The organism is Mycolicibacterium austroafricanum, from assembly GCF_902705885.1.
GTDB classification, from domain to species: Bacteria; Actinomycetota; Actinomycetes; order Mycobacteriales; family Mycobacteriaceae; genus Mycobacterium; species Mycobacterium vanbaalenii_A.
The window spans coordinates 72,383-90,062 of sequence record NZ_CACSIP010000017.1 but is presented as its reverse complement, the minus strand read 5'-3'; the positions used below and the strand labels follow the sequence as shown (position 1 = coordinate 90,062).

The window sequence follows — 17,680 nt, the reverse complement described above, 5'->3', positions numbered from 1 at the left end:
GTATTGGGGGCGGCCCGATGCGTCTGCACCGATAATTTCTCTATGCCCGAACCCTCCAAATCCTCCGATAGCTCGGAACCGACTGGTTCCCGTCGCAGTTTCCTACGCCACCCGCTGGTGATCGCCGGCCTCGCCGTACTGGTGATCGCCGCCGGTGTCGGCGCGTACTGGTTTCAGCCGTGGAAACTGTTCACCAACACCACGGTCGACGAGGCCCCGCCCACCGTGGCTACCGGCGAAGTGTCGCCCGGCCCACAGGTCGCCGCCACGGACGCCGCGACCACCGACGTGGTCGCACAAGGGGACCTGATCACCCAGGAGCACGAGACCACCGGAACGGTGCAACTGCTCCGGCTACCCGACGACTCCCTAGTGGTCCGTGTCGAGAACCTCAGCACCAGCGACGGCCCCGATCTGAAGGTGTGGCTGACCGATGCCCCGGTGACGCCGGGCCTCGAGGATGCGGGGGTCTTCGATGACGGCCGGTGGGTGGACCTGGGTCCGCTCAAGGGAAACCGTGGCAGCGCCAACTACCCGGTGCCCGCGGGCGCCGATGTCGATGGGCTGACCAGCGTGAGCATCTGGTGTGACCGGTTCAACGTGTCGTTCGGCGCCGCGGAGCTGTCTTCGGCGACCTGATCGCGGCGCTCGACGACGCAGCTGCGCCGAGCGGGATAGCACGCTAATAACGTCACAGTGACGAATTGACCGGGTGGAGTGCGCGGCGGCTGGGGGGCGGTGTCCGCCGGTAGCGTGGAACCATAGACGCCGGGGCGACGCGCTTTGCGGACCTACCGCGTACGGGAATCCGCGGCACGCCACAACGCGTCACAAGAAGCGCAGTCGACAGGCAGATGATCGACAACAGTCTGTGCCGGTCGCCGAATTGGTGAAAAGTCGGAGATCGACTGCAAACCCACACGGATCGGACTATGACGGTCGCAGCTGCGCCCAGGCTCGACTCTCAGCGCCTACTTGTTTGCCGATAAGCCACATTATGTCAAGTAAAGTGCGGCATATGACGTTGCCTCCCAATGCCATTCAGCGCGGCCCTATCGGCGATGCGGGTGTGTGACTGACCGTAGTTCCAGTCGCGGGATTCCTGTGAAGTCGGCGGGGTTGCATGTGTACAGCGGCATTGCATGTGCGATTGCGGTGGCCGCGATGAGCGCGTCGTAGGCGCGCGCGGCCGGCTTGCGTCCCGACGCGCGCAGCGCAGCCGCTACGGCTCCAAACGCCCGGGCGCAATCTCCATCGAACGGCAGGACGTCGAAGTCCGCCTCGGCCTGCTGTAGGTGCTGCTGCCGGGCGCTGCGCTCGGCATCGTCGTTGGCGACGTGTGGACCCACGGACAGTTCGGCCAGCGTTATCGCGCTGATCACCGATTCATCGGGAAGCTCGGCCGGGTCGGAGATCTGACCTAATAGGATCACAGTGGAGGTATCCAGCATCCCCCAGCTCTGGGTCTGTGTCATAGCGACGGGTCGATGAGGTTGTCGATGTCACGTCGGAGGGCATCCGGGTTTATCGGCGCAAGATTCTTGCGGCGACGAATCAGCTCCGCAGGTCTCGCGCTAGAACGAGGCAGCGGCCGTAGCTCGGCAACGGGTGTCCCGTCTCGAGTAATGACGATGCGCTCGCCAAGCTCGACACGCCGCAGAACGTCGCCTCCACTGTTACGCAGTTCGCGCACCGTGACCGTATCCATGTTCACATTGTATCACCGGTGAGACGTCCGCGTAGTCCACTTAGGGTGCGCCGTTTTGCACGCGAGAATATGCAGGGATCGAATATGCAGCATTACCAGTAAACCACTTCATATTGCACTGCGCACCAATGGGTTTCGACTCCACCATCACACCCCTGCCTCTGACCTAACTGATACTGCCCCGTTCCAACGCCCACCGATGCTGGAAGGGCAATACCTCGGCAGCGATCTCGAAATCAGCGTCGTAGTGGAGCAGTGTCACATCATGGGCGTTGGCAAGGGTGGCGATCAGGAGGTCGGCCATGCCGACGGCACGATGACGACCGGTGCCGGCCAGCGACCGCTGCGCATTCAATGCCGCCTGCCAGTGTTCATCGTTGGTCGGCAGGTACTCATATGCGAGGCGGCGATCTGACCATAATTGCGCATAGTCCGCGGCGGTCCGGGCGCTGTAGAGCGCCTCGGCATCGAGCTGCGCGGTGGTTGCGACCAATCCGGCCTCGATAAGCGGAGCAAGTCGGTCGGCGACCTCGGGGTGTGTCATCCGTGCCGCAGCACTGGTGTCGATGAGATACCGCGCTACTACCGCCACACGTCACCTCGTTGACCAGGGTCGGCCATCTCCCCCATACCGCCGGACTTTAGCCATGCGATTTGGCGCGCTCGAGCAGACGCCGCTGCAGCCTGCTGCAACGCGATGCGGACGGTATCGGATACGCCGGACGTCTTGAGTTCCTTCTGCGCGGCGGCCAACAAATCATCATCGAGGTCAATCAAACGCTTGGTCATCTCGCCACCCTCACGTATATACGAAGTCTTGATCAAGTATATACGCGCGCACCCTCGGTCGGCTACACCAGCCGTGAACGGAGAATATGCAGCAATCGAATATGCAGAGTTACCAGTACACTACGTCGTATTGCCCTGCTGCCCAACGGTTCTTGGTTACCGCGCAAGGCCGAGAAATGCCATCATCGCTCGCTCGACTTCGACGACTTGTTCCGCAGTCAGTCGACCGACTCGCGCGTGGACGTTCGATCTCCTGACAGTTGTGAGCTTGTCGATCATCACGTCACTGTCTTGGTCGAGTCCGGATAACCGACCGTCTCCGCCGGCTATCCGAATGCGCATCAAAGGCGCATCCAACAGAATGCTGGTCATCGGTGCCACAGTCACTGAACTCGTGGCGTCAAATAGGTCATCCTGAACGATCACTGCCGGACGCGGCTTCGCCGCGTAGACACCTCCCGCTACGGTCCAGACCTCTCCTCGGTTCACTCCTCGTCCCATGGCGTCGAAACAGCCTCGATGAAGTCCTGGTCATCGCTGCTTTCATCCGCCCGCGCCACCAGCGAGGATTGGCGATGAGCCTCGGCGGCAAAACTCTCGGTACGCACGTCAGGCACCCAGACCTGCAGCGGGCGCAGGCCCCGCTCCCGCATGCGCCGTCGGTACTCGCTGACCCTTTCTCTCACCGCCATGGCGACATGTTACATGTAACACTGAATCGAGGTAGCCGGACGGTCAGATTGGCCGCCCGTGGAGCTGCTCCAACCTCGACGCCGCACTTACTGCGCGCTGAAATATGCAGGAATCGAATATGCAGGGTTACCGAGTATTACTCGGTTTTCATCAGATGAATCACGGGCGTCCCGAATTCCCCTCACCCGCCAGAGCTCGATGAATCAGACATCAACCCTCTTGCGAATCCTCAATTTCGATTCGGGGCTAGTAACCATTATAGTCAAGGGCCTCGTCCAAGAAATCAAACTCCACCTGGAACCGCAACGACAGGTTGTTGATCTGGCAATGGAAATCGGCACCATCCTCTGCTTTTCCTATCCACAAGGATTTATTTTTGGAGGATGCTTTTTCATAACACTCGGTTGCCTGCCTCACAAGCTCTGGGCCCTCAGCCTTCGCATATATCGACAGGAATGCGCATGTGATATCTCGCGGGTCGAGCTCCATGTTATTCTCAGCTGCGGGCAGCCATTCTGTCAGGCTATCGAAACCATGCATCCAGCAGACACGATGTAGCGTTGTTCGGGGAAGCCACGGCAGACTATTCACGGCCCTCTTCGAATCTTCTGCGTCCCCCATAACGAACTGGCGGGGCATCACGCCGTTCTTAATCGCAAGTGGCCACGAATATACTGGCGGACTAGCGACCAACGCGGCAAAACGGTCATCATTAGCTGCATTCAACGTACTCTTCAAGCCGCCATAACTATCGCCAGATACCACTAGCCGTTTGGCGTCTACGTCAGGACGAGCGACGAGGAAATCGGTGACTGCATGATAGGCGCCTAACAAATCGGTCTTGGGAAAGTTCTTTGCTGTGATCTCGGGGTTATAGGACCTTGGTTGTACATCGTAAGGCAGATCTATCAGTAATGCATTATACCCTCGCTCTACGGCGTCTTTTCCCCCGAGGAAGAAGGTGTCCTCCTTGTGTGACTCACCGCCGTTGTGGAAAAATATTGTCGGCTTTGGCTTGCTACTGTTCTCTGCCTTAAGGAAAACGCCGGGGAATTTATACCCTTTGTATTCTATTTCCACATACTCATGTGGAAGCTGTTTGGACATGGCGTCAAGGTATTTAGTGAAGCAATGTACGGTCTTGAAATAGACTGGGAAGAACGATTCGTCCGCCGGGTCTATTGCGCAGTAGGCTGCTCGGTAGTACGCGAAGGCTCGCAAGAACGTCTGGCCAGCGCTGATCCTATGCCCTTTCTCCAGGCAGGCTTCAGCGATCGCTTCGTTCTTTTTTGCCTCATTTCCGAATTCCGTCGTCCAGCTCACCGCGGACTTCGGATCGATCTTGCGAGCGACTTTAAACAGCTCTCCTGGCGTACCAGCACCGTAAGCTATCCACCCCACGAACCATTGAAATATGAAATCGAGGTCTTCGTCTTCGGGGTCCATGAAAAATAGCCTGCTCTTCGGATTCATTCGTTGGGCTACAATGTCGCCCTTTTCAACTGATCCCATTTCTCCGGCTCCTTTGGTATTCCAAGGACATCAACCCTCGTTGATGCCGTTCGCTGATATGCTCACGCGCGCCAGGTCGACGCTCGCCGCAGCGGTGAAGATGGCCTCGCGTTGGGCGGCCGATAGCGTATTTCCTCATTCTTCATCCGCGGGCCTGGCCGCCAATCCCCGGTTGCGCGTGTCGATCTCGTCCTGGGTGGCGGGGGCCAGGAGCTCGCCCCCCGGTGCCGCGGTCGCCTGGTGGCGGATGACGTGGGGTCGCTGATCGCGTTCGTATTGCTCCCACGCCTGGCCGAGATCGCCGGGATGCTCGCGCAGGGCCTTCGCGAGGAACCAGGCGCCGGTCAGGGCCAGGCTGGTGCCGCGGCCAGAGAGGGTCGAGGCGCAGTATGCGGCATCGCCGACGAGGGCGACGCGACCGTTGTGCCAGCCCGGCATCTTGATCTGACTCTCGGAGTCGAAGTAGAGGTGTGTGTCCTGCACGGCGGCGTCGACCAATTCCGGGACTCGCCATTCGTGGTGACCGGCGAAGGCGTCGGCAAGTATTCGCTTCTTTATCGCGAGGTCGTGGTAGTCGTAGTCGATCCACGATGATCGAAACATGAAGAATGCCAGGGTCTTTTTGTTGTACGACATGATGCCGACTATGTGCCCCGGGAAGCTGTACATCGGGTTTATGCGGTCGCTCGGGTGATAGCCGGGTAGCCGGGCCATCGCGGTGTAGAAGCCGAGGTGGTGCAGGAACAGCCGTTCAGGTCCGAACGTGAGCCGCCTTACGGCCGAATGCATTCCGTCCGCCCCGACGACCAGGTCGTAGCGGTCGACCGTGCCCGAGGAGAACCTGACGTCGACGCCGGATTCACCGTCGTCGAGTTCGGCGATGGACTCGCCGAGCCGCAATTCCGTCGATGACCCCAGCCGGTCGCGTAGGAGGTTGGTGATGTCGTCGCGGGCAATCTCGATGTCATCGGGGCTGTCGTTGATCTCGTCCACCGGCAGCTCCGCCACCACCGTGCCGTCGCGATCGATGAATTGCACCCGCTGGGTCATGTCGATCCTGCGTTCACGAATCTGCCCGAGCAGCCCCATCTTGTCGGCCACGTCGAGCGCGTCGCCCCGAATGTCGATCGGCGGGGCGTTGCCCCCCAAGTGTTCCGCGCGCTCGACGATGGTGACGTCATGGCCGTCGGCATCGAGGTTGACCGCCGTGCTCAGGCCCGCGACACCGGCACCGGAGATGAGAAAGCGCACCTGGCAGCCCCCTCGTAGATAGGATCCTATGCGTATCCAATGAACGGTAGCGATCATCCTTAGGAAACGCAATGCCTCTTATCCCTGACGCCGCTCCGCAGCGTCGCCGCGGTCGCGCGCTCGAGAAAGCACTTCTGGCTGCGGCATGGGACGAACTGAATGAGCGCGGCTACGATGACTTCACCATCGACGGCGTCGCCGCTCGGGCCCGCACCAGTCGCGCTGTGCTGTACCGGCGCTGGCCGGGAAAGCCGGAACTGGTGCACGCCGCATTGATTGCCGCGATGAAAGAGGATCCAATCATCGTTCCCGACACCGGTAGTTTGCGCGGCGACGTGATCAATCTGCTCCGGCAGGCCAACAGCCAACGCGGCCATCTCGCCGTCACCGTCATGACGCGGCTCGGTGCTTTCTCCCGTGACACCGGCACCAACCTCGCCGACCTGCGCGACCTGCTGGAGGGCGAGCGCGGCGCCACCATGACCAAACTCATCGCCCGTGCGGTCGCCCGTGGGGAGATCCGGTCCGATCAGATCCACGGCCGAGTTGCGCAGCTACCCGCCGACCTGCTCCGTCACGACGTATTGGTCACGCTGGCTCCCCTGAACGACGCAGCGATCGAGGAGATTGTGGACACGGTGTTCTTACCACTCGTCCGGCTCGGCGCCGACGACAACATCTAGATCAGTGTCATCGGCCCACAGGCATTTTGCAGTGCAGGCCAACCTTGGCAGGTTAAATGCATGCACACCAACCATATTCGGCCTGGGGTGGCCAGTAAGGTACGCCGAATTGCCCCTGTGGCAGTGCCGAATGCCCTGCGGTTATTTTGCAACGGTAGACGCGGTGCTGCGGGGGCCGTCGTTTGTCCCGGAACCCGCGGGTCAGGTCGGAGGCAGGTCATTATTCAAGAAGCGTGGCAAAACAACGTCGCCGGCGGCGCGTGTTGCTCGGTCGGCGAGGTCAGCGAATGCGGCCCTGAGCTCCGCAGGACTGACCACCTCGATGTCAGCGTCCCACCGTGCGAGCGTCGCCGCCAGCCCGGCCCAGGACCATGCACCGAGCCGCACGCGGCTGCGGTTGGAATCCAGCGCCTCGACAACACCGTCGCGCACGTAGGGGATGATCTCGTGCGCTGGTCTGTCGAGGATGACCTCGGCGTGGCACGGCCAGGTGTTGATGCTGTCGGAACCTTTGAACCTGGCCTCGAGATAGGACGCTGGGTCCCCGCCGGGGACGTCGCGGGGTGTGAAACGTGGCCCAGTGGGGACGCGGGGTGTCATCCGGTCTACACGGTAGATTCGCCAGTTCTCGCGTTCCGGGACCCACGCCACGACATACCACCTCCCGCCCTTGGCGATCAGGTGGTGAGGGTGAACGCGGCGGCGATTGGGCTGTCCGGCGCTGGTCGAGTCGGTGTCGACCTTGGGTGAGAGATAGTCAAATCGGAGCTCCTCGTGGTTCTGGATCGCTGCGCTGATTGCAAGCAGGGTCTGTGTTTCCGGAGGTGGGGCTTCGTCGGTGGGCGGAGGTACGACGACCATGTCGAGGGCGTCAAGCTGTGTCCGTAGCCGGGCGGGCATGACCTGGCGCAGGGTGGCGAGCGCCCGAGTCGCGGCTTCGTCGATCCCCGCACCCGTCAACGACGCACCGCGCAGAGCGATCGCCAGGGCCACGGTCTGGTCGTCGTCGAACAGCAGTGGCGGCATCTGGCTGCCGGCGTCGAGGCGGTAGCCACCGTCAGGCCCTTTGGTCGTGTGGATCGGGTAACCCAGCTCGCGGAGGCGGTCGACGTCGCGGCGCACGGTCCGGGGGCTGACCTCAAGTCGCTCCGCGAGTTGCTCACCGCTCCACCCGCGGCGGATCTGCAGCAGCGAGAGCAGCGACAGGAGTCGCTGCGACCCGGAAGGAATGGAGCTGGCTGGCATGACTCCATCATCCAGTAGTAGAGGTCATTCACTGTCCTCTTCTGCTGCCACGATGGCGCCGCGTTCCGGAACAAGCCGGATGCCGATGATCAGGAGCCAGTACATGACAGTGACCGCAGTCGCTCACCTCAACTTCCACGGCCAGGCGCGCGAGGCGCTGGAGTTCTACCGATCAGTGTTCGGCGGGGAGGTCAGCATCGCTACGTACGGCCAGTTCGGGATCCCGGTGGGGCCGACCGACGTCGACAAGGTGGTGTTCGGACAAATCCAAGCGGGCAACGGGTTCCGGGTGCTGGCCTACGACGTGCCGGGTGAGGACGCTGTTGCCGGCCCATCCCCTACCACCTATCGCAAGAACGGCACGACCATCACCACCGAGACGTTCTTCCTTTCCGCACAGTCGCAGACTCTCGAAGAGGCCACGAGCTATTGGGATGGCCTGTCCGACGGCGCCAGCGTCATCGAGCCGTTCGGGCCGGCGCCATGGGGTCCCGGTTTCGGGATGCTCACCGACCGATACGGCGTCACCTGGATCGTTGACGTCGCCGCCGCTCCCTGACACCACAATGTCACCGTTCGAGGAGACCACATGCAGTTGCGCAACCTAGGGCAAACCGGTATCAAGGTCACGCCCTACTGCCTGGGCACCATGCTGTTCGGGCCGAACGGCAACGAGGATCGCGCCGATTGCGCCCGGATCATCCATCGCGCTGTCGATGCCGGTATCAACTTCATCGACACCGCAGATGTTTACGGAGGTGGCGTGTCCGAAGAGATCATCGGCGAAGCACTCCGACCCCGCCGCCACGAGGTCGTCCTGGCCACCAAAGTGAACGGCCAAATGGGTGATAATCCCAACCATGCCGGGAACTCTCGCCGCTGGATCGTCACTGAGGTAGAGAACTCGCTGCGCCGACTCGGCACCGACTACATCGACCTCTACCAAATCCATCACCCCGACCCGACCACCGACATCGAGGAGACACTCAGCGCGCTCACCAGCCTGCTCACCAGCGGGAAGATCAGGGCCATCGGCTCTTCGAACTTCCCGGCGTCGCAGATCGTGGAAGCACAATGGGTCGCCGAGCGCCGCGGTCTGTCGCGATTCCGCACCGAACAACCTCCCTACTCCATCCTCAACCGCGGCGCCGAGAAGGAAGTTTTTCCGATCTGCGAGAAGTACGGGATCGGCACAATGGTGTGGAGCCCCTTAGCGATGGGAATGCTGACTGGCAAATACCGCAAGGGCACGCATGTCGATACTCCGCGACTGCACTGGGTGCCGCGACATCTCACCGACGAACACACCCTCAACGTCGTCGAGGAGCTCATCGGGGTGGCAGCAGCCGCCGACCTCTCGATCACCGCGATGGCGATGGCCTTCGCGGTCGCACACCCGGCCGTAACCTCGGCGATCATCGGCCCCCGCACCATGGAACAGCTCGACGGTCTGCTGACGGCAGCCGAGACGGCGCTCGACGATGACGTCCTCGACCGCATCGACCAGATAGCCCCGCCTGGTTCTGATATCGGCCTACTCGACGTCGCGTACCGGACGCCCGCCCAGCGGGATCCACAGCTGCGACGTAGACGCCACGGCTCCCGGTCCGCCGCCTGACACAGCCGACGGCACGATTCACACGAAAGTCGCTGCGGACCAGGCTGTCCGGCCGCTCCCCTGGTCTTAGTGGGTGGCGCAGATCGCGGCGGTCTTGTCACGGCTGCTGGTCGGCGAGATGCCATGCGATCAGCGAGTGCGAAAGACCCCTGAAGGTGCGAGGGTCCATACCGGTGAGATCAGCCCAGCGGTCGAGGCGGTAGGTGACAGTGTTGGCGTGCAGGTGAACGGCGTTTGCCGTTTTGGCAATAGACATGTCAGCTGCAGCGAATGCATGGACGGTCTCTGCAAGGTGCGGGTGAGTTCGAGATGTTGCCACCGCCACTTGGAGGACATCGTGTAGCCGGTCACTGCCGGCGACCACTAGTGCTTCCAGCCAGTTGTCGGCAAACCATGCCACCTTGCCGGCCCCTGTTGTAGTACCTAGCGCGAGATGCGCGTCGGTGAGACTCGTGAGGGCGCCCGCGATTCCCCTTCTAGCCATACCAATTCCGAGCCGCCCGTCGTCCAGTTCCCGCGCAACGAGTTCGGTCCACGAGTCAGGATCAGGGGTTTGGGCCAGAAGCTCGAAGCGACCATCACCGGCTGCACGTGCAACCAGGGGGATGTGGGCTGATCCGACAGCCGAAACCGACTCGTAGGCGACCGCGGGCGCGCCGTCGCGAGGCTGCCAGGCGCAAGCGACGAACATCCCCGAGGGATCGAACCCCAGCCTGGCGGCAACGACCGCAGCTTCTGGGTGCGTACCGCGATCTCCCAGTAATTCGAGAAACTGATGGGCCAAGGTGATGCGTCCCGCATCGATGTCTCGCGCCGCTCTGCTGTGTGCGGCAGCCATCACCTCGGTGGTCCGACTGGTCGCTGCGAACATCAATCGACCCAGTTCGGGCATCACTATGGCGGTTTCGGCGGTGGCCCGCTCGGCGATCAGATTCCAGATCACCTGGTCCCCCGCCTGATAGGCAGCGATCACTGCGTCGATGGGCAGACCTTGTCCTGCGCGTTTCACACTCAGCTCAGCTGCTGCCGCCAACTCCGCGTCGCTGAGTCGGCGGCGCTGCGCCAGCGCGGTCAATCGATTCCGTAACTGTTCCGCCACGTGTGCAACATGCTCTTGATGGGGCACGGCGACGTACGCCGGGACTGCCGACCTGATGCTGTCGGTGACCTGACGAGACATCAGCGGCAACTGACCGATCAGCTCGTCGCAGAGCGACCTGACGGACGACCAGTGTGATGGTTCTTCATGATTTTCACGAGACATGTGCCCTCCTGGCTCAATCTTTGCCGAGTCTGACAATTGTGGACCAGGCGCTGCACCCCGCACACTTAGGTGATATCACGAAGACGCCACGGAATGGATTACACCGACACATGGGCGCAGTTCAGAATGTTCCAGCTCTCGGCTCCACGGTCGTCCCCCGGCGGGACAACCCGACCGAGGAGCGGTACGACCTGCAGGACGGCGCGGTTCAGCTCAGCGGACTGCAAGCCCTGGTGAGGCTGCCGCTGGATCAGCGCCGACTCGATCAGCGCCGCGGCCTCGACACCGGAATTTTCATCTCCGGTTACGAAGGCTCTCCCCTCGCCGGTTTGGATCTTCAGTTGACGCGGCAGTCGGCACGGCTGGACGACCATCGGGTGGTATTCCGTCCCGCCGTCAACGAGGAGCTGGCTGCCTCGGCAGTGCAGGGCAGTCAGATTGCATCGGCGTCCCCGCAGCGGGTGGGAGACGGCGTGGTCGGCATCTGGTACGGAAAAGCGCCCGGGCTGGACAGAGCGACGGATGCCATTCGGCACGGAAACCTCGGTGGAACCGATGGCAACGGCGGCGTTCTCGCACTTGTGGGCGATGACTCGATCGCCAAGTCGTCGACGGTTCCGAGCAGCTCCGAGCCGGCCATCGCCGAACTGGGCATGCCCTGCGTGGTGCCGGCGGACCCGCAAGACATCCTCGATCTCGGCTTGCACGCGATCGCGATGTCACGGATCTGCGGCCTGTGGGTCGCGATGAAACTGAGCACCAACGTGGTGGACGGGTCCAACGAAGTGGCCGTGGACCCACACCGAATCCTGCCCGTTGCACCGGATCGGACCTTCGACGGTCGCGAGTTCGAGCACAAAGTGACCGCCGACCTACTGCAACCCACGCTCGGCCAGCTCGAGTCCACCCAGGTACGCCAGCGGCTGGAGCTGGCACGACGGTACGCCTCGGCCAACCGGCTCGACCGGATCATCGGCGACCCCGACGCGAAGATCGGCGTGGTATGCGCCGGCGCAACTTATCTGGAAGTGCGCGAGGCCCTTTCGATCATCGGAGTCGATGCCGCAACGATCTCCACCAGCGGCCTGCGCGTGCTGAAACTCGGCATGGTGCACCCGCTCGAACCGGGCATCATCGCCGAATTCACATCCGGACTCACCGAGATTCTCGTGATCGAGGAGAAGAAGGCGTTCATCGAACTCGCTCTCAAGAATCTGCTGTACGGCACCCCGAATGCGCCACGCATACTGGGCAAGAGTGACGCCGAGGGCGGCGAGTTGCTCCGCGGCGATTCTGATCTGCCTGCCGACTACATTGCACCGCGTCTGGCCCACGCACTCATCCGGCACAGAGCCGACTCCCCCGCACGGCGCTGGCTCGACCAGCGACAGTCAGCCAGACGCGCACCGAAGATGCTGCCGATCCTGCAGCGGACCCCGTATTTCTGTTCGGGCTGTCCCCATAACAGCTCCACGCGAGTCCCAGACGGGGCACTGGTCGGTGGTGGAATCGGGTGCCACGGGCTGATCACTCTGCAACCTCCGGAGCGAGTCGGCAGCAGCATCGGACTGTCTGCGATGGGCGCAGAAGGTGCCGCATGGACGGGAATGTCACCATTTGTCACCCAAGAGCACCTATTCCAGAATCTGGGTGACGGCACTTATCACCACTCGGGCTCACTGGCTATCCGCGCAGCCATCGCAAGTGGAGTGAACATCACCTACAAGATCCTCTACAACGACACCGTCGCCATGACAGGCGGTCAGGATGCGGTCGGAAAGCTGCGCGTCCCACAGCTTGTCGACGAGTTGCTCGCGGAGGGTGTGAACAAGGTTGTCGTCACCAGCGACTCCCCAAAAGACAGCCGTCACGCTTTCGGCCGGACTCGACGGTTGCCGGGCAAAGTCAGCATCCGACATCGCGACGACCTCATCGAAGTCCAGGAAGAGCTGGCCGAGATCAGCGGTGTCACCGTCCTCATCCATGAGCAGGAATGCGCTACCGAGCTCCGCCGCAAACGCAAACGTGGACTCATCGAGGCGCCCGTGCAACGGATTTTCATCAACGAGCGGGTCTGTGAGGGGTGCGGAGACTGCGGCGACAAGTCCAACTGCTTGTCAGTGCAACCGGTCGACACCGAGTTCGGCAGAAAGACCCAGATCCACCAGTCTTCATGCAATCTCGACTTCTCATGCATCAAGGGTGACTGCCCGTCGTTCGTCGAAGTCCGGCCCCGCGCATCCAAGCGCACACCGTTCACGTCGGCCACCCAGCAGCTAAAAGATTCAGATCTGCCGGCGCCGATCCCCGTCGTGGGAGCAGACGACTTCTCGATGCGTATCACCGGCGTCGGCGGTACGGGGGTCGTCACCGTAGCCCAGGTCATCGGCGCCGCTGCGACTCACATGGGGCTCAAGGTCACCGGACTTGATCAGCTCGGACTGGCGCAGAAGGGGGGTGCGGTTGTCTCCGATGTTCGCATCTCGTCCACGCAACGGCCGGGAAGCAACCGAATCGGAGCCGGAGGCTGTGACCTCTATCTGGGATTCGACTCTCTCGTCGCGGCGACGCAGAGCAATCTCGAAGTCATTGCACCACAACGCACGTACACGGTGGTATCGACCTCAGCCACCCCCACCGGAGCCATGGTCACTGACATCAGGGCCCAGTTTCCACCGACCCAGGATCTGATCGATCGAATCGAGTGGGCAGGCACCCGCCCCGAGAACATCTTCGTTGACGTTCGCACCCAACTCCGCAAACCATTCGATGGCGATCAGTTCGCCAATGTGTTCTTGCTGGGGACAGCGGTCCAAGCCGGCCTGTTGCCGGTCACCCCCGCAGCCGTCGAATGGGCGCTGCGCCTCAACGGAGTACAGGTCGAGGCCAACCATCAAGCATTTCGGCAGGGTCGGCGCTACGTTGTTGACCAGGCTCGGAAAGACACGGCACGAGTGGCTGCGGCCGCTGACACGGCAGCCATCGTTGACTGTGACAGCGGTTCGTTACGAAACCTGCTCGTCCGCAACCTCTCCGAGCTCATTGCCTACCAGAACAATGCGTATGCGCGTCGCTATGCCGAGGCGGTCGAACGCATGCGAGCAGCCGAGATGCTGGCGTTGGGGTCCAGCACTGTCACCACGGAATACGCACGCCAACTCTATAAGGTAATGGCCTACAAGGACGAGTACGAGGTCGGTCGGCTCCATCTCGACCCCCACCTCGAGCAACGGATTCGCGAAGAGTTCGGCGACGGCGCCCAGTACTCGTTCCTCCTGCATCCACCCGTCTTCCGCGTGATGGGGCTGGACCGAAAGATCAAGCTCGACGCACGCTGGGCCAAAGCAGCATTTCGCCTCCTGTACGCACTACGCATTCTGCGAGGAACCCCTTTGGACGTCTTCGGGCTGGGCAAGGTGCGACGGGCCGAGCGGGCGCTGATCACCGACTACCTGCAGGCGGCCGACGAGGCGGCAGCACGACTCAGCCCAGAGAACGCAGACTTGATCCGCGAACTCATCTCGTTGCCGGAATGGGTTCGCGGATATGAAGAGATCAAGATGAGATCTCTTCAAACCTATTACACCCGACGGACCGCGATCATCGAACGTCTAACAGCGGATGCTGCCAACACCCCCACCACTTCGACCTCGAACACCTGAGGAACCTATGACCACAGATGCCGAATCCATCCAGAACCTTTACACCTCAGGCCAATACGAGATCGACGCAGACCGTTCCAGCATCTCCTTTCAAGGCAGATCACTGTGGGGAATGATGCCTGTCAGGGGCAGATTCGACGACTTCGCCGGTACCGGACGACTACGGGGAGGCGGCGAAGTGACGGGACAGCTCGTTATCGACGTACCGTCTCTGCGCACGGGGATGGCCAAACGCGATCGTCACCTCACCTCGCAAGATTTTTTCCACGCCGACCGGTATCCCATCATCACTTTTACGCTGGCGGAGGTGCGTTTCCTGCCTTCCGACATGGTCGTCGTCGAAGGAAGCCTGCAGGTCAAGGACGTCGTCAAGCAGGTCTCGCTTTCCGCCACATTGCACGCTCCGGACAGCGAATCAGTGCACATCGGTTGTCGGAAACTCTTTGACCGCACCGAATTCGACATTTCCGCCAACCAACTCGGGATGGTCTCAAACGAAGTGGTGATCGACGCGCAACTGCGCTGGACACGCTCCGACTGAACGCCGGATCACATCCCGCGGACAACACCCATCCGAAAGGCAACCCCAGTGCGAACGCCATTATCGAGTGTGGATCATCCGCCAGTCACGTGGCGGCCCACCCAAGAGGAGATACAGAACTCCCGGCTCGCACAGTTCTTGACATGGTGTGGCGCGAACAAGAGGTGTCACGCCATGACCTACCGGCAAGCATGGCATTGGTCAGTGTCCGAGCCGTCAGATTTCTGGGCAGCGGTGCGCGAGTACTTCGATGTCATCGGTGATGATCTTGATGGGCCCGCGTTGGCGGTCGACACCATGCCAGGTGCCGTTTGGTTTCCCGGGGCCCGACTCAACTTTGCCGAGAACGTGCTACGTCACGCGTCCACTCCGAGCATCGCGGACAGGCCTGCCATCATCACCCTGACCGAGGCCAACGAGGAGACGCAGATCAGCTGGCGTGAACTCGAGGCACGTGTCGCCGCGGTGGCTGGAGCGTTCCGCGACCTGGGTATCGGACCGGGCGACTCGGTGGCGGCGGTACTGCCGAACATTCCCGAGGCCATCGTTGCCCTGCTCGCGACGGCGGCGGTCGGGGCCCTGTGGACCATCAGCTCACCGGAGCTGTCTGAGCGTGCGACGCTCGACCGGTTGTCTCAGGTAAAGCCCAAGCTGCTGATCGGCGCGGCAGCGTATCGGTTCGGCGGCAGGGATATCCAGTGCAGGACGGCGCTCGATGGGCTCCGGTCCCTGCTCCCCTCGGTACAACTTGCTGTCCTGGTCGGTGGTGACCCGACAGACGTCGCGGGCCCGGGCAGCAGCTGGATCGACTTTCGGTCATTGACCGCGCATGTGGTGCCCACCCGCTACGAACGGGTCGCTTTCGAGCATCCGCTGTGGGTGCTGTTCACCTCCGGAACGACCGGCCTGCCGAAGGGCGTCGTGCACGGTCATGGCGGGATCACCCTGGAGGCCCTGAAGAGTGGAGCACTCAACCACGACATCGGCGTTGACGACATCTGCTACGTCGCCGCCAATACGTCGTGGATGGTGTGGAACGTCCTGCTGTGCAACATGGCCTGCGGCGCATCGGTGGTGACGTACTCGGGCTCGCCGATCTATCCTGGCGTCGATCGTCAGTTCGAGATTCTCGCCCGGACTCGTGCCACAAAGTTCGCCACCGGCGCTGCCTACCTGACACGAGTGCAGCAACAGATGACCACACCGCCCAAGGACACCTGGGACCTCAGTGCACTCACCCAGATCCTCTCGACGGGATCTCCACTACCTGCCTCGACATGGGAATGGGTGCACGAGAACGTGAAACGCCGCGTTCAGCTCGGCTCATCGTCCGGGGGTACCGAGATCTGCAGCTCCTTCATCGGGCTGAATCCGCTCGATCCGGTCTACCTCGGAGAACTCCAGGGGCCGGCGCTCGGTGCGGCGGTAGAGTCGTGGAATCCCCTTGGCGAGCCGGTGGTAGGCGAAGTCGGCGAGATGGTGATCAGGCGCCCCATGCCGTCGATGCCGATACGCTTTCTCGACGACGACGGAACACGCTACCGCGCAGCCTACTTCGAGCAATTTCCGGGCGTCTGGACGCACGGAGACTGGATCACCGAAACATCGCGGAACGGATTCATCGTCCATGGCCGAAGCGATGCGACGCTGAACCGCGCTGGTGTGCGATTCGGCAGCAGCGACATCTACAACGCACTCGACGACGTCCCCGAGGTTCTTGATGCGCTCGTCGTCGGCGTCGAGTCCGCAACGGCCGGAGGCTACTACATGCCCCTGTTCGTTGTTCTCGCCCCCGATCAGGACCTCGACGACTCCCTCCGAGAACGAATCCGAACAACCATCCGCCGTCACGCCTCGCCACGTCACATTCCAGACGAGATCATCCAGGTGCCGGCGGTGCCCGTCACACACACCGGCAAGAAGGCAGAGGTTCCCGTCAAGCGGATCCTGCAGACACCACCAGGTCTGACCGCAAGCGTTTCGCGCAACTCCTTGGCCGACCCCGACGCGGTGGACTGGTACATCGCCTTCTCCCGCCGTCGAGCCATTGACTGATTCAGCCTTGGGTGATCACACCGGCCCGCCTAGTCTGAGCGCATGCCCAAGAACCGCCAGGAAGTCCCCCACGCCGAGCGCAGAACGCTTGTTGTCGACGAGGCTCGACGGCAGTTCGCTGACAAAGGCTATCGAGGCACGACGGTGACGTCGATCGCCAAAGCGGTCGACCTCACCTCGGCGGCGATCCACTGGTATTTCCCCACCAAGGACGACCTGTTCGCCGCGGCCCTCGCCGCGATGTTCCAGGAGGCGACGACGCGGGTGTCCACTCGCCCGGAGTCGCGCGACGATCCGCGCGCCGAACTCGTGGGCGTGCTCGAGGAAATGCATCCCTACAAAGGACTCTTCCGGGAAGCCTATGAGCGCATGACGTTCTCGGCGGAGTTGCGTGAGACCTACTCCGACGTGATGGGCTGGGTTGACCAGCGACTCATCGCTGCGATTTCCCGCCGAGCCCCGGAAGGCGACATCGGCCTGCTGGCCGACACGGCACACGTTCTGCTGGAGGGACTTTTGGTCAGCGTACGAGAGATCGACCGGCCGATGGCCGACATGATCGACCTTCTGATCGACCCACTCGCCGCGGCCGCAGCGGCACGTTCACCGAGATGCACATGACCTATTGACTGTGACCCGCCTCTCATGACACCCTCTTA

Annotated in this window: 18 protein-coding genes; 8 read left to right on the top strand and 10 right to left on the bottom strand. The window is 62.1% G+C overall.

Going from position 1 to position 17,680, the window contains the following annotated elements:
- Positions 1 to 42: 42 nt before the first annotated feature.
- Positions 43 to 639 (top strand): DM13 domain-containing protein, encoded by a 597-nt coding sequence (locus tag BEMPMBAN_RS13275; protein ID WP_159230845.1) that lies wholly within the window; start codon positions 43 to 45, stop codon positions 637 to 639.
- A gap of 413 nt (positions 640 to 1,052) precedes the next feature.
- On the opposite strand, the gene BEMPMBAN_RS13270 is transcribed toward BEMPMBAN_RS13275, so the two are convergent.
- The 8 genes from BEMPMBAN_RS13270 to BEMPMBAN_RS13235 form a co-directional block, all read right to left on the bottom strand.
- Positions 1,053 to 1,475 (bottom strand): type II toxin-antitoxin system VapC family toxin, encoded by a 423-nt coding sequence (locus BEMPMBAN_RS13270; protein WP_159230844.1) that lies wholly within the window; start codon positions 1,473 to 1,475, stop codon positions 1,053 to 1,055.
- A complete protein-coding gene (locus BEMPMBAN_RS13265) occupies positions 1,472 to 1,708 on the bottom strand; it encodes a type II toxin-antitoxin system Phd/YefM family antitoxin (protein ID WP_159230843.1) in 237 nt (78 codons plus the stop codon). Before BEMPMBAN_RS13265 ends, BEMPMBAN_RS13270 begins: the two co-directional genes overlap by 4 nt.
- 166 nt (positions 1,709 to 1,874) lie before the next feature.
- Positions 1,875 to 2,300, bottom strand: coding sequence for a PIN domain-containing protein (locus tag BEMPMBAN_RS13260; protein WP_159230842.1), 426 nt, complete (start codon positions 2,298 to 2,300; stop codon positions 1,875 to 1,877).
- Positions 2,291 to 2,497, bottom strand: a complete 207-nt coding sequence (locus tag BEMPMBAN_RS13255; protein WP_159230841.1) for a DUF2191 domain-containing protein — start codon at positions 2,495 to 2,497, stop codon at positions 2,291 to 2,293. The genes BEMPMBAN_RS13260 and BEMPMBAN_RS13255 overlap by 10 nt, the downstream gene beginning before the upstream one ends.
- A 156-nt stretch (positions 2,498 to 2,653) precedes the next feature.
- On the bottom strand, positions 2,654 to 2,986 hold the full coding sequence (locus BEMPMBAN_RS13250) for a type II toxin-antitoxin system PemK/MazF family toxin (protein WP_159230840.1): 333 nt from the start codon (positions 2,984 to 2,986) through the stop codon (positions 2,654 to 2,656).
- Positions 2,983 to 3,189, bottom strand: coding sequence for an antitoxin MazE family protein (locus BEMPMBAN_RS13245; RefSeq protein WP_159230839.1), 207 nt, complete (start codon positions 3,187 to 3,189; stop codon positions 2,983 to 2,985). The genes BEMPMBAN_RS13250 and BEMPMBAN_RS13245 overlap by 4 nt, the downstream gene beginning before the upstream one ends.
- A gap of 247 nt (positions 3,190 to 3,436) precedes the next feature.
- Entirely contained in the window at positions 3,437 to 4,702 is a 1,266-nt protein-coding gene (locus BEMPMBAN_RS13240) for an alpha/beta hydrolase family protein (protein WP_159230838.1), read from the bottom strand.
- A gap of 135 nt (positions 4,703 to 4,837) precedes the next feature.
- On the bottom strand, positions 4,838 to 6,010 hold the full coding sequence (locus BEMPMBAN_RS13235) for an FAD-dependent monooxygenase (RefSeq protein WP_159230837.1): 1,173 nt from the start codon (positions 6,008 to 6,010) through the stop codon (positions 4,838 to 4,840).
- A 14-nt stretch (positions 6,011 to 6,024) separates the two neighbouring features.
- On the opposite strand from BEMPMBAN_RS13235, the gene BEMPMBAN_RS13230 reads away from it, so the two are divergent.
- Positions 6,025 to 6,636, top strand: coding sequence for a TetR/AcrR family transcriptional regulator (locus tag BEMPMBAN_RS13230; protein WP_159230836.1), 612 nt, complete (start codon positions 6,025 to 6,027; stop codon positions 6,634 to 6,636).
- Between the two features lie 201 nt (positions 6,637 to 6,837).
- Here the strand turns inward: BEMPMBAN_RS13230 and BEMPMBAN_RS13225 are convergent, their stop codons facing one another.
- Positions 6,838 to 7,881 (bottom strand): helix-turn-helix transcriptional regulator, encoded by a 1,044-nt coding sequence (locus tag BEMPMBAN_RS13225; RefSeq protein WP_159230835.1) that lies wholly within the window; start codon positions 7,879 to 7,881, stop codon positions 6,838 to 6,840.
- Positions 7,882 to 7,984: 103 nt separating this feature from the next.
- Between BEMPMBAN_RS13225 and BEMPMBAN_RS13220 the strand changes: the two genes are divergently transcribed.
- Positions 7,985 to 8,440, top strand: coding sequence for a VOC family protein (locus tag BEMPMBAN_RS13220; protein WP_159230834.1), 456 nt, complete (start codon positions 7,985 to 7,987; stop codon positions 8,438 to 8,440).
- A 30-nt stretch (positions 8,441 to 8,470) separates the two neighbouring features.
- Complete coding sequence (locus tag BEMPMBAN_RS13215; protein WP_159230833.1) at positions 8,471 to 9,499, top strand: aldo/keto reductase; 1,029 nt, start codon at positions 8,471 to 8,473, stop codon at positions 9,497 to 9,499.
- A 97-nt stretch (positions 9,500 to 9,596) separates the two neighbouring features.
- Here the strand turns inward: BEMPMBAN_RS13215 and BEMPMBAN_RS13210 are convergent, their stop codons facing one another.
- Positions 9,597 to 10,799: a PucR family transcriptional regulator gene (locus tag BEMPMBAN_RS13210; protein ID WP_159230832.1), complete on the bottom strand. Its 1,203-nt coding sequence runs from the start codon at positions 10,797 to 10,799 to the stop codon at positions 9,597 to 9,599.
- 74 nt (positions 10,800 to 10,873) lie between these two features.
- Here BEMPMBAN_RS13210 and BEMPMBAN_RS13205 point away from each other — a divergent pair, with 74 nt between their 5' ends.
- Genes BEMPMBAN_RS13205 through BEMPMBAN_RS13190 form a run of 4 tightly spaced genes read left to right on the top strand, consistent with a single transcriptional unit; the run spans position 10,874 to position 17,642 of the window.
- Complete coding sequence (locus BEMPMBAN_RS13205) at positions 10,874 to 14,425, top strand: indolepyruvate ferredoxin oxidoreductase family protein (RefSeq protein WP_159230831.1); 3,552 nt, start codon at positions 10,874 to 10,876, stop codon at positions 14,423 to 14,425.
- Positions 14,426 to 14,432: 7 nt separating this feature from the next.
- Positions 14,433 to 14,966, top strand: a complete 534-nt coding sequence (locus BEMPMBAN_RS13200; protein WP_159230830.1) for a YceI family protein — start codon at positions 14,433 to 14,435, stop codon at positions 14,964 to 14,966.
- A gap of 48 nt (positions 14,967 to 15,014) precedes the next feature.
- Positions 15,015 to 17,021: an acetoacetate--CoA ligase gene (locus tag BEMPMBAN_RS13195; RefSeq protein ID WP_159230829.1), complete on the top strand. Its 2,007-nt coding sequence runs from the start codon at positions 15,015 to 15,017 to the stop codon at positions 17,019 to 17,021.
- Between the two features lie 42 nt (positions 17,022 to 17,063).
- Entirely contained in the window at positions 17,064 to 17,642 is a 579-nt protein-coding gene (locus BEMPMBAN_RS13190) for a TetR/AcrR family transcriptional regulator (RefSeq protein ID WP_159230828.1), read from the top strand.
- Positions 17,643 to 17,680 lie beyond the last annotated feature (38 nt).

What these genes read in the sequence shown, in the direction of transcription:
- BEMPMBAN_RS13275 (WP_159230845.1), top strand. Translation starts at nt 43, where the DNA reads ATGCCCGAACCCTCCAAATCCTCCGATAGCTCGGAACCGACTGGTTCC.
- BEMPMBAN_RS13270 (WP_159230844.1), bottom strand. Translation starts at nt 1,475, where the DNA reads ATGACACAGACCCAGAGCTGGGGGATGCTGGATACCTCCACTGTGATC.
- BEMPMBAN_RS13265 (WP_159230843.1), bottom strand. Translation starts at nt 1,708, where the DNA reads ATGGATACGGTCACGGTGCGCGAACTGCGTAACAGTGGAGGCGACGTT.
- BEMPMBAN_RS13255 (WP_159230841.1), bottom strand. Translation starts at nt 2,497, where the DNA reads ATGACCAAGCGTTTGATTGACCTCGATGATGATTTGTTGGCCGCCGCG.
- BEMPMBAN_RS13245 (WP_159230839.1), bottom strand. Translation starts at nt 3,189, where the DNA reads ATGGCGGTGAGAGAAAGGGTCAGCGAGTACCGACGGCGCATGCGGGAG.
- BEMPMBAN_RS13240 (WP_159230838.1), bottom strand. Translation starts at nt 4,702, where the DNA reads ATGGGATCAGTTGAAAAGGGCGACATTGTAGCCCAACGAATGAATCCG.
- BEMPMBAN_RS13235 (WP_159230837.1), bottom strand. Translation starts at nt 6,010, where the DNA reads ATGATCGCTACCGTTCATTGGATACGCATAGGATCCTATCTACGAGGG.
- BEMPMBAN_RS13230 (WP_159230836.1), top strand. Translation starts at nt 6,025, where the DNA reads ATGCCTCTTATCCCTGACGCCGCTCCGCAGCGTCGCCGCGGTCGCGCG.
- BEMPMBAN_RS13225 (WP_159230835.1), bottom strand. Translation starts at nt 7,881, where the DNA reads ATGCCAGCCAGCTCCATTCCTTCCGGGTCGCAGCGACTCCTGTCGCTG.
- BEMPMBAN_RS13220 (WP_159230834.1), top strand. Translation starts at nt 7,985, where the DNA reads ATGACAGTGACCGCAGTCGCTCACCTCAACTTCCACGGCCAGGCGCGC.
- BEMPMBAN_RS13215 (WP_159230833.1), top strand. Translation starts at nt 8,471, where the DNA reads ATGCAGTTGCGCAACCTAGGGCAAACCGGTATCAAGGTCACGCCCTAC.
- BEMPMBAN_RS13205 (WP_159230831.1), top strand. Translation starts at nt 10,874, where the DNA reads ATGGGCGCAGTTCAGAATGTTCCAGCTCTCGGCTCCACGGTCGTCCCC.
- BEMPMBAN_RS13200 (WP_159230830.1), top strand. Translation starts at nt 14,433, where the DNA reads ATGACCACAGATGCCGAATCCATCCAGAACCTTTACACCTCAGGCCAA.
- BEMPMBAN_RS13190 (WP_159230828.1), top strand. Translation starts at nt 17,064, where the DNA reads ATGCCCAAGAACCGCCAGGAAGTCCCCCACGCCGAGCGCAGAACGCTT.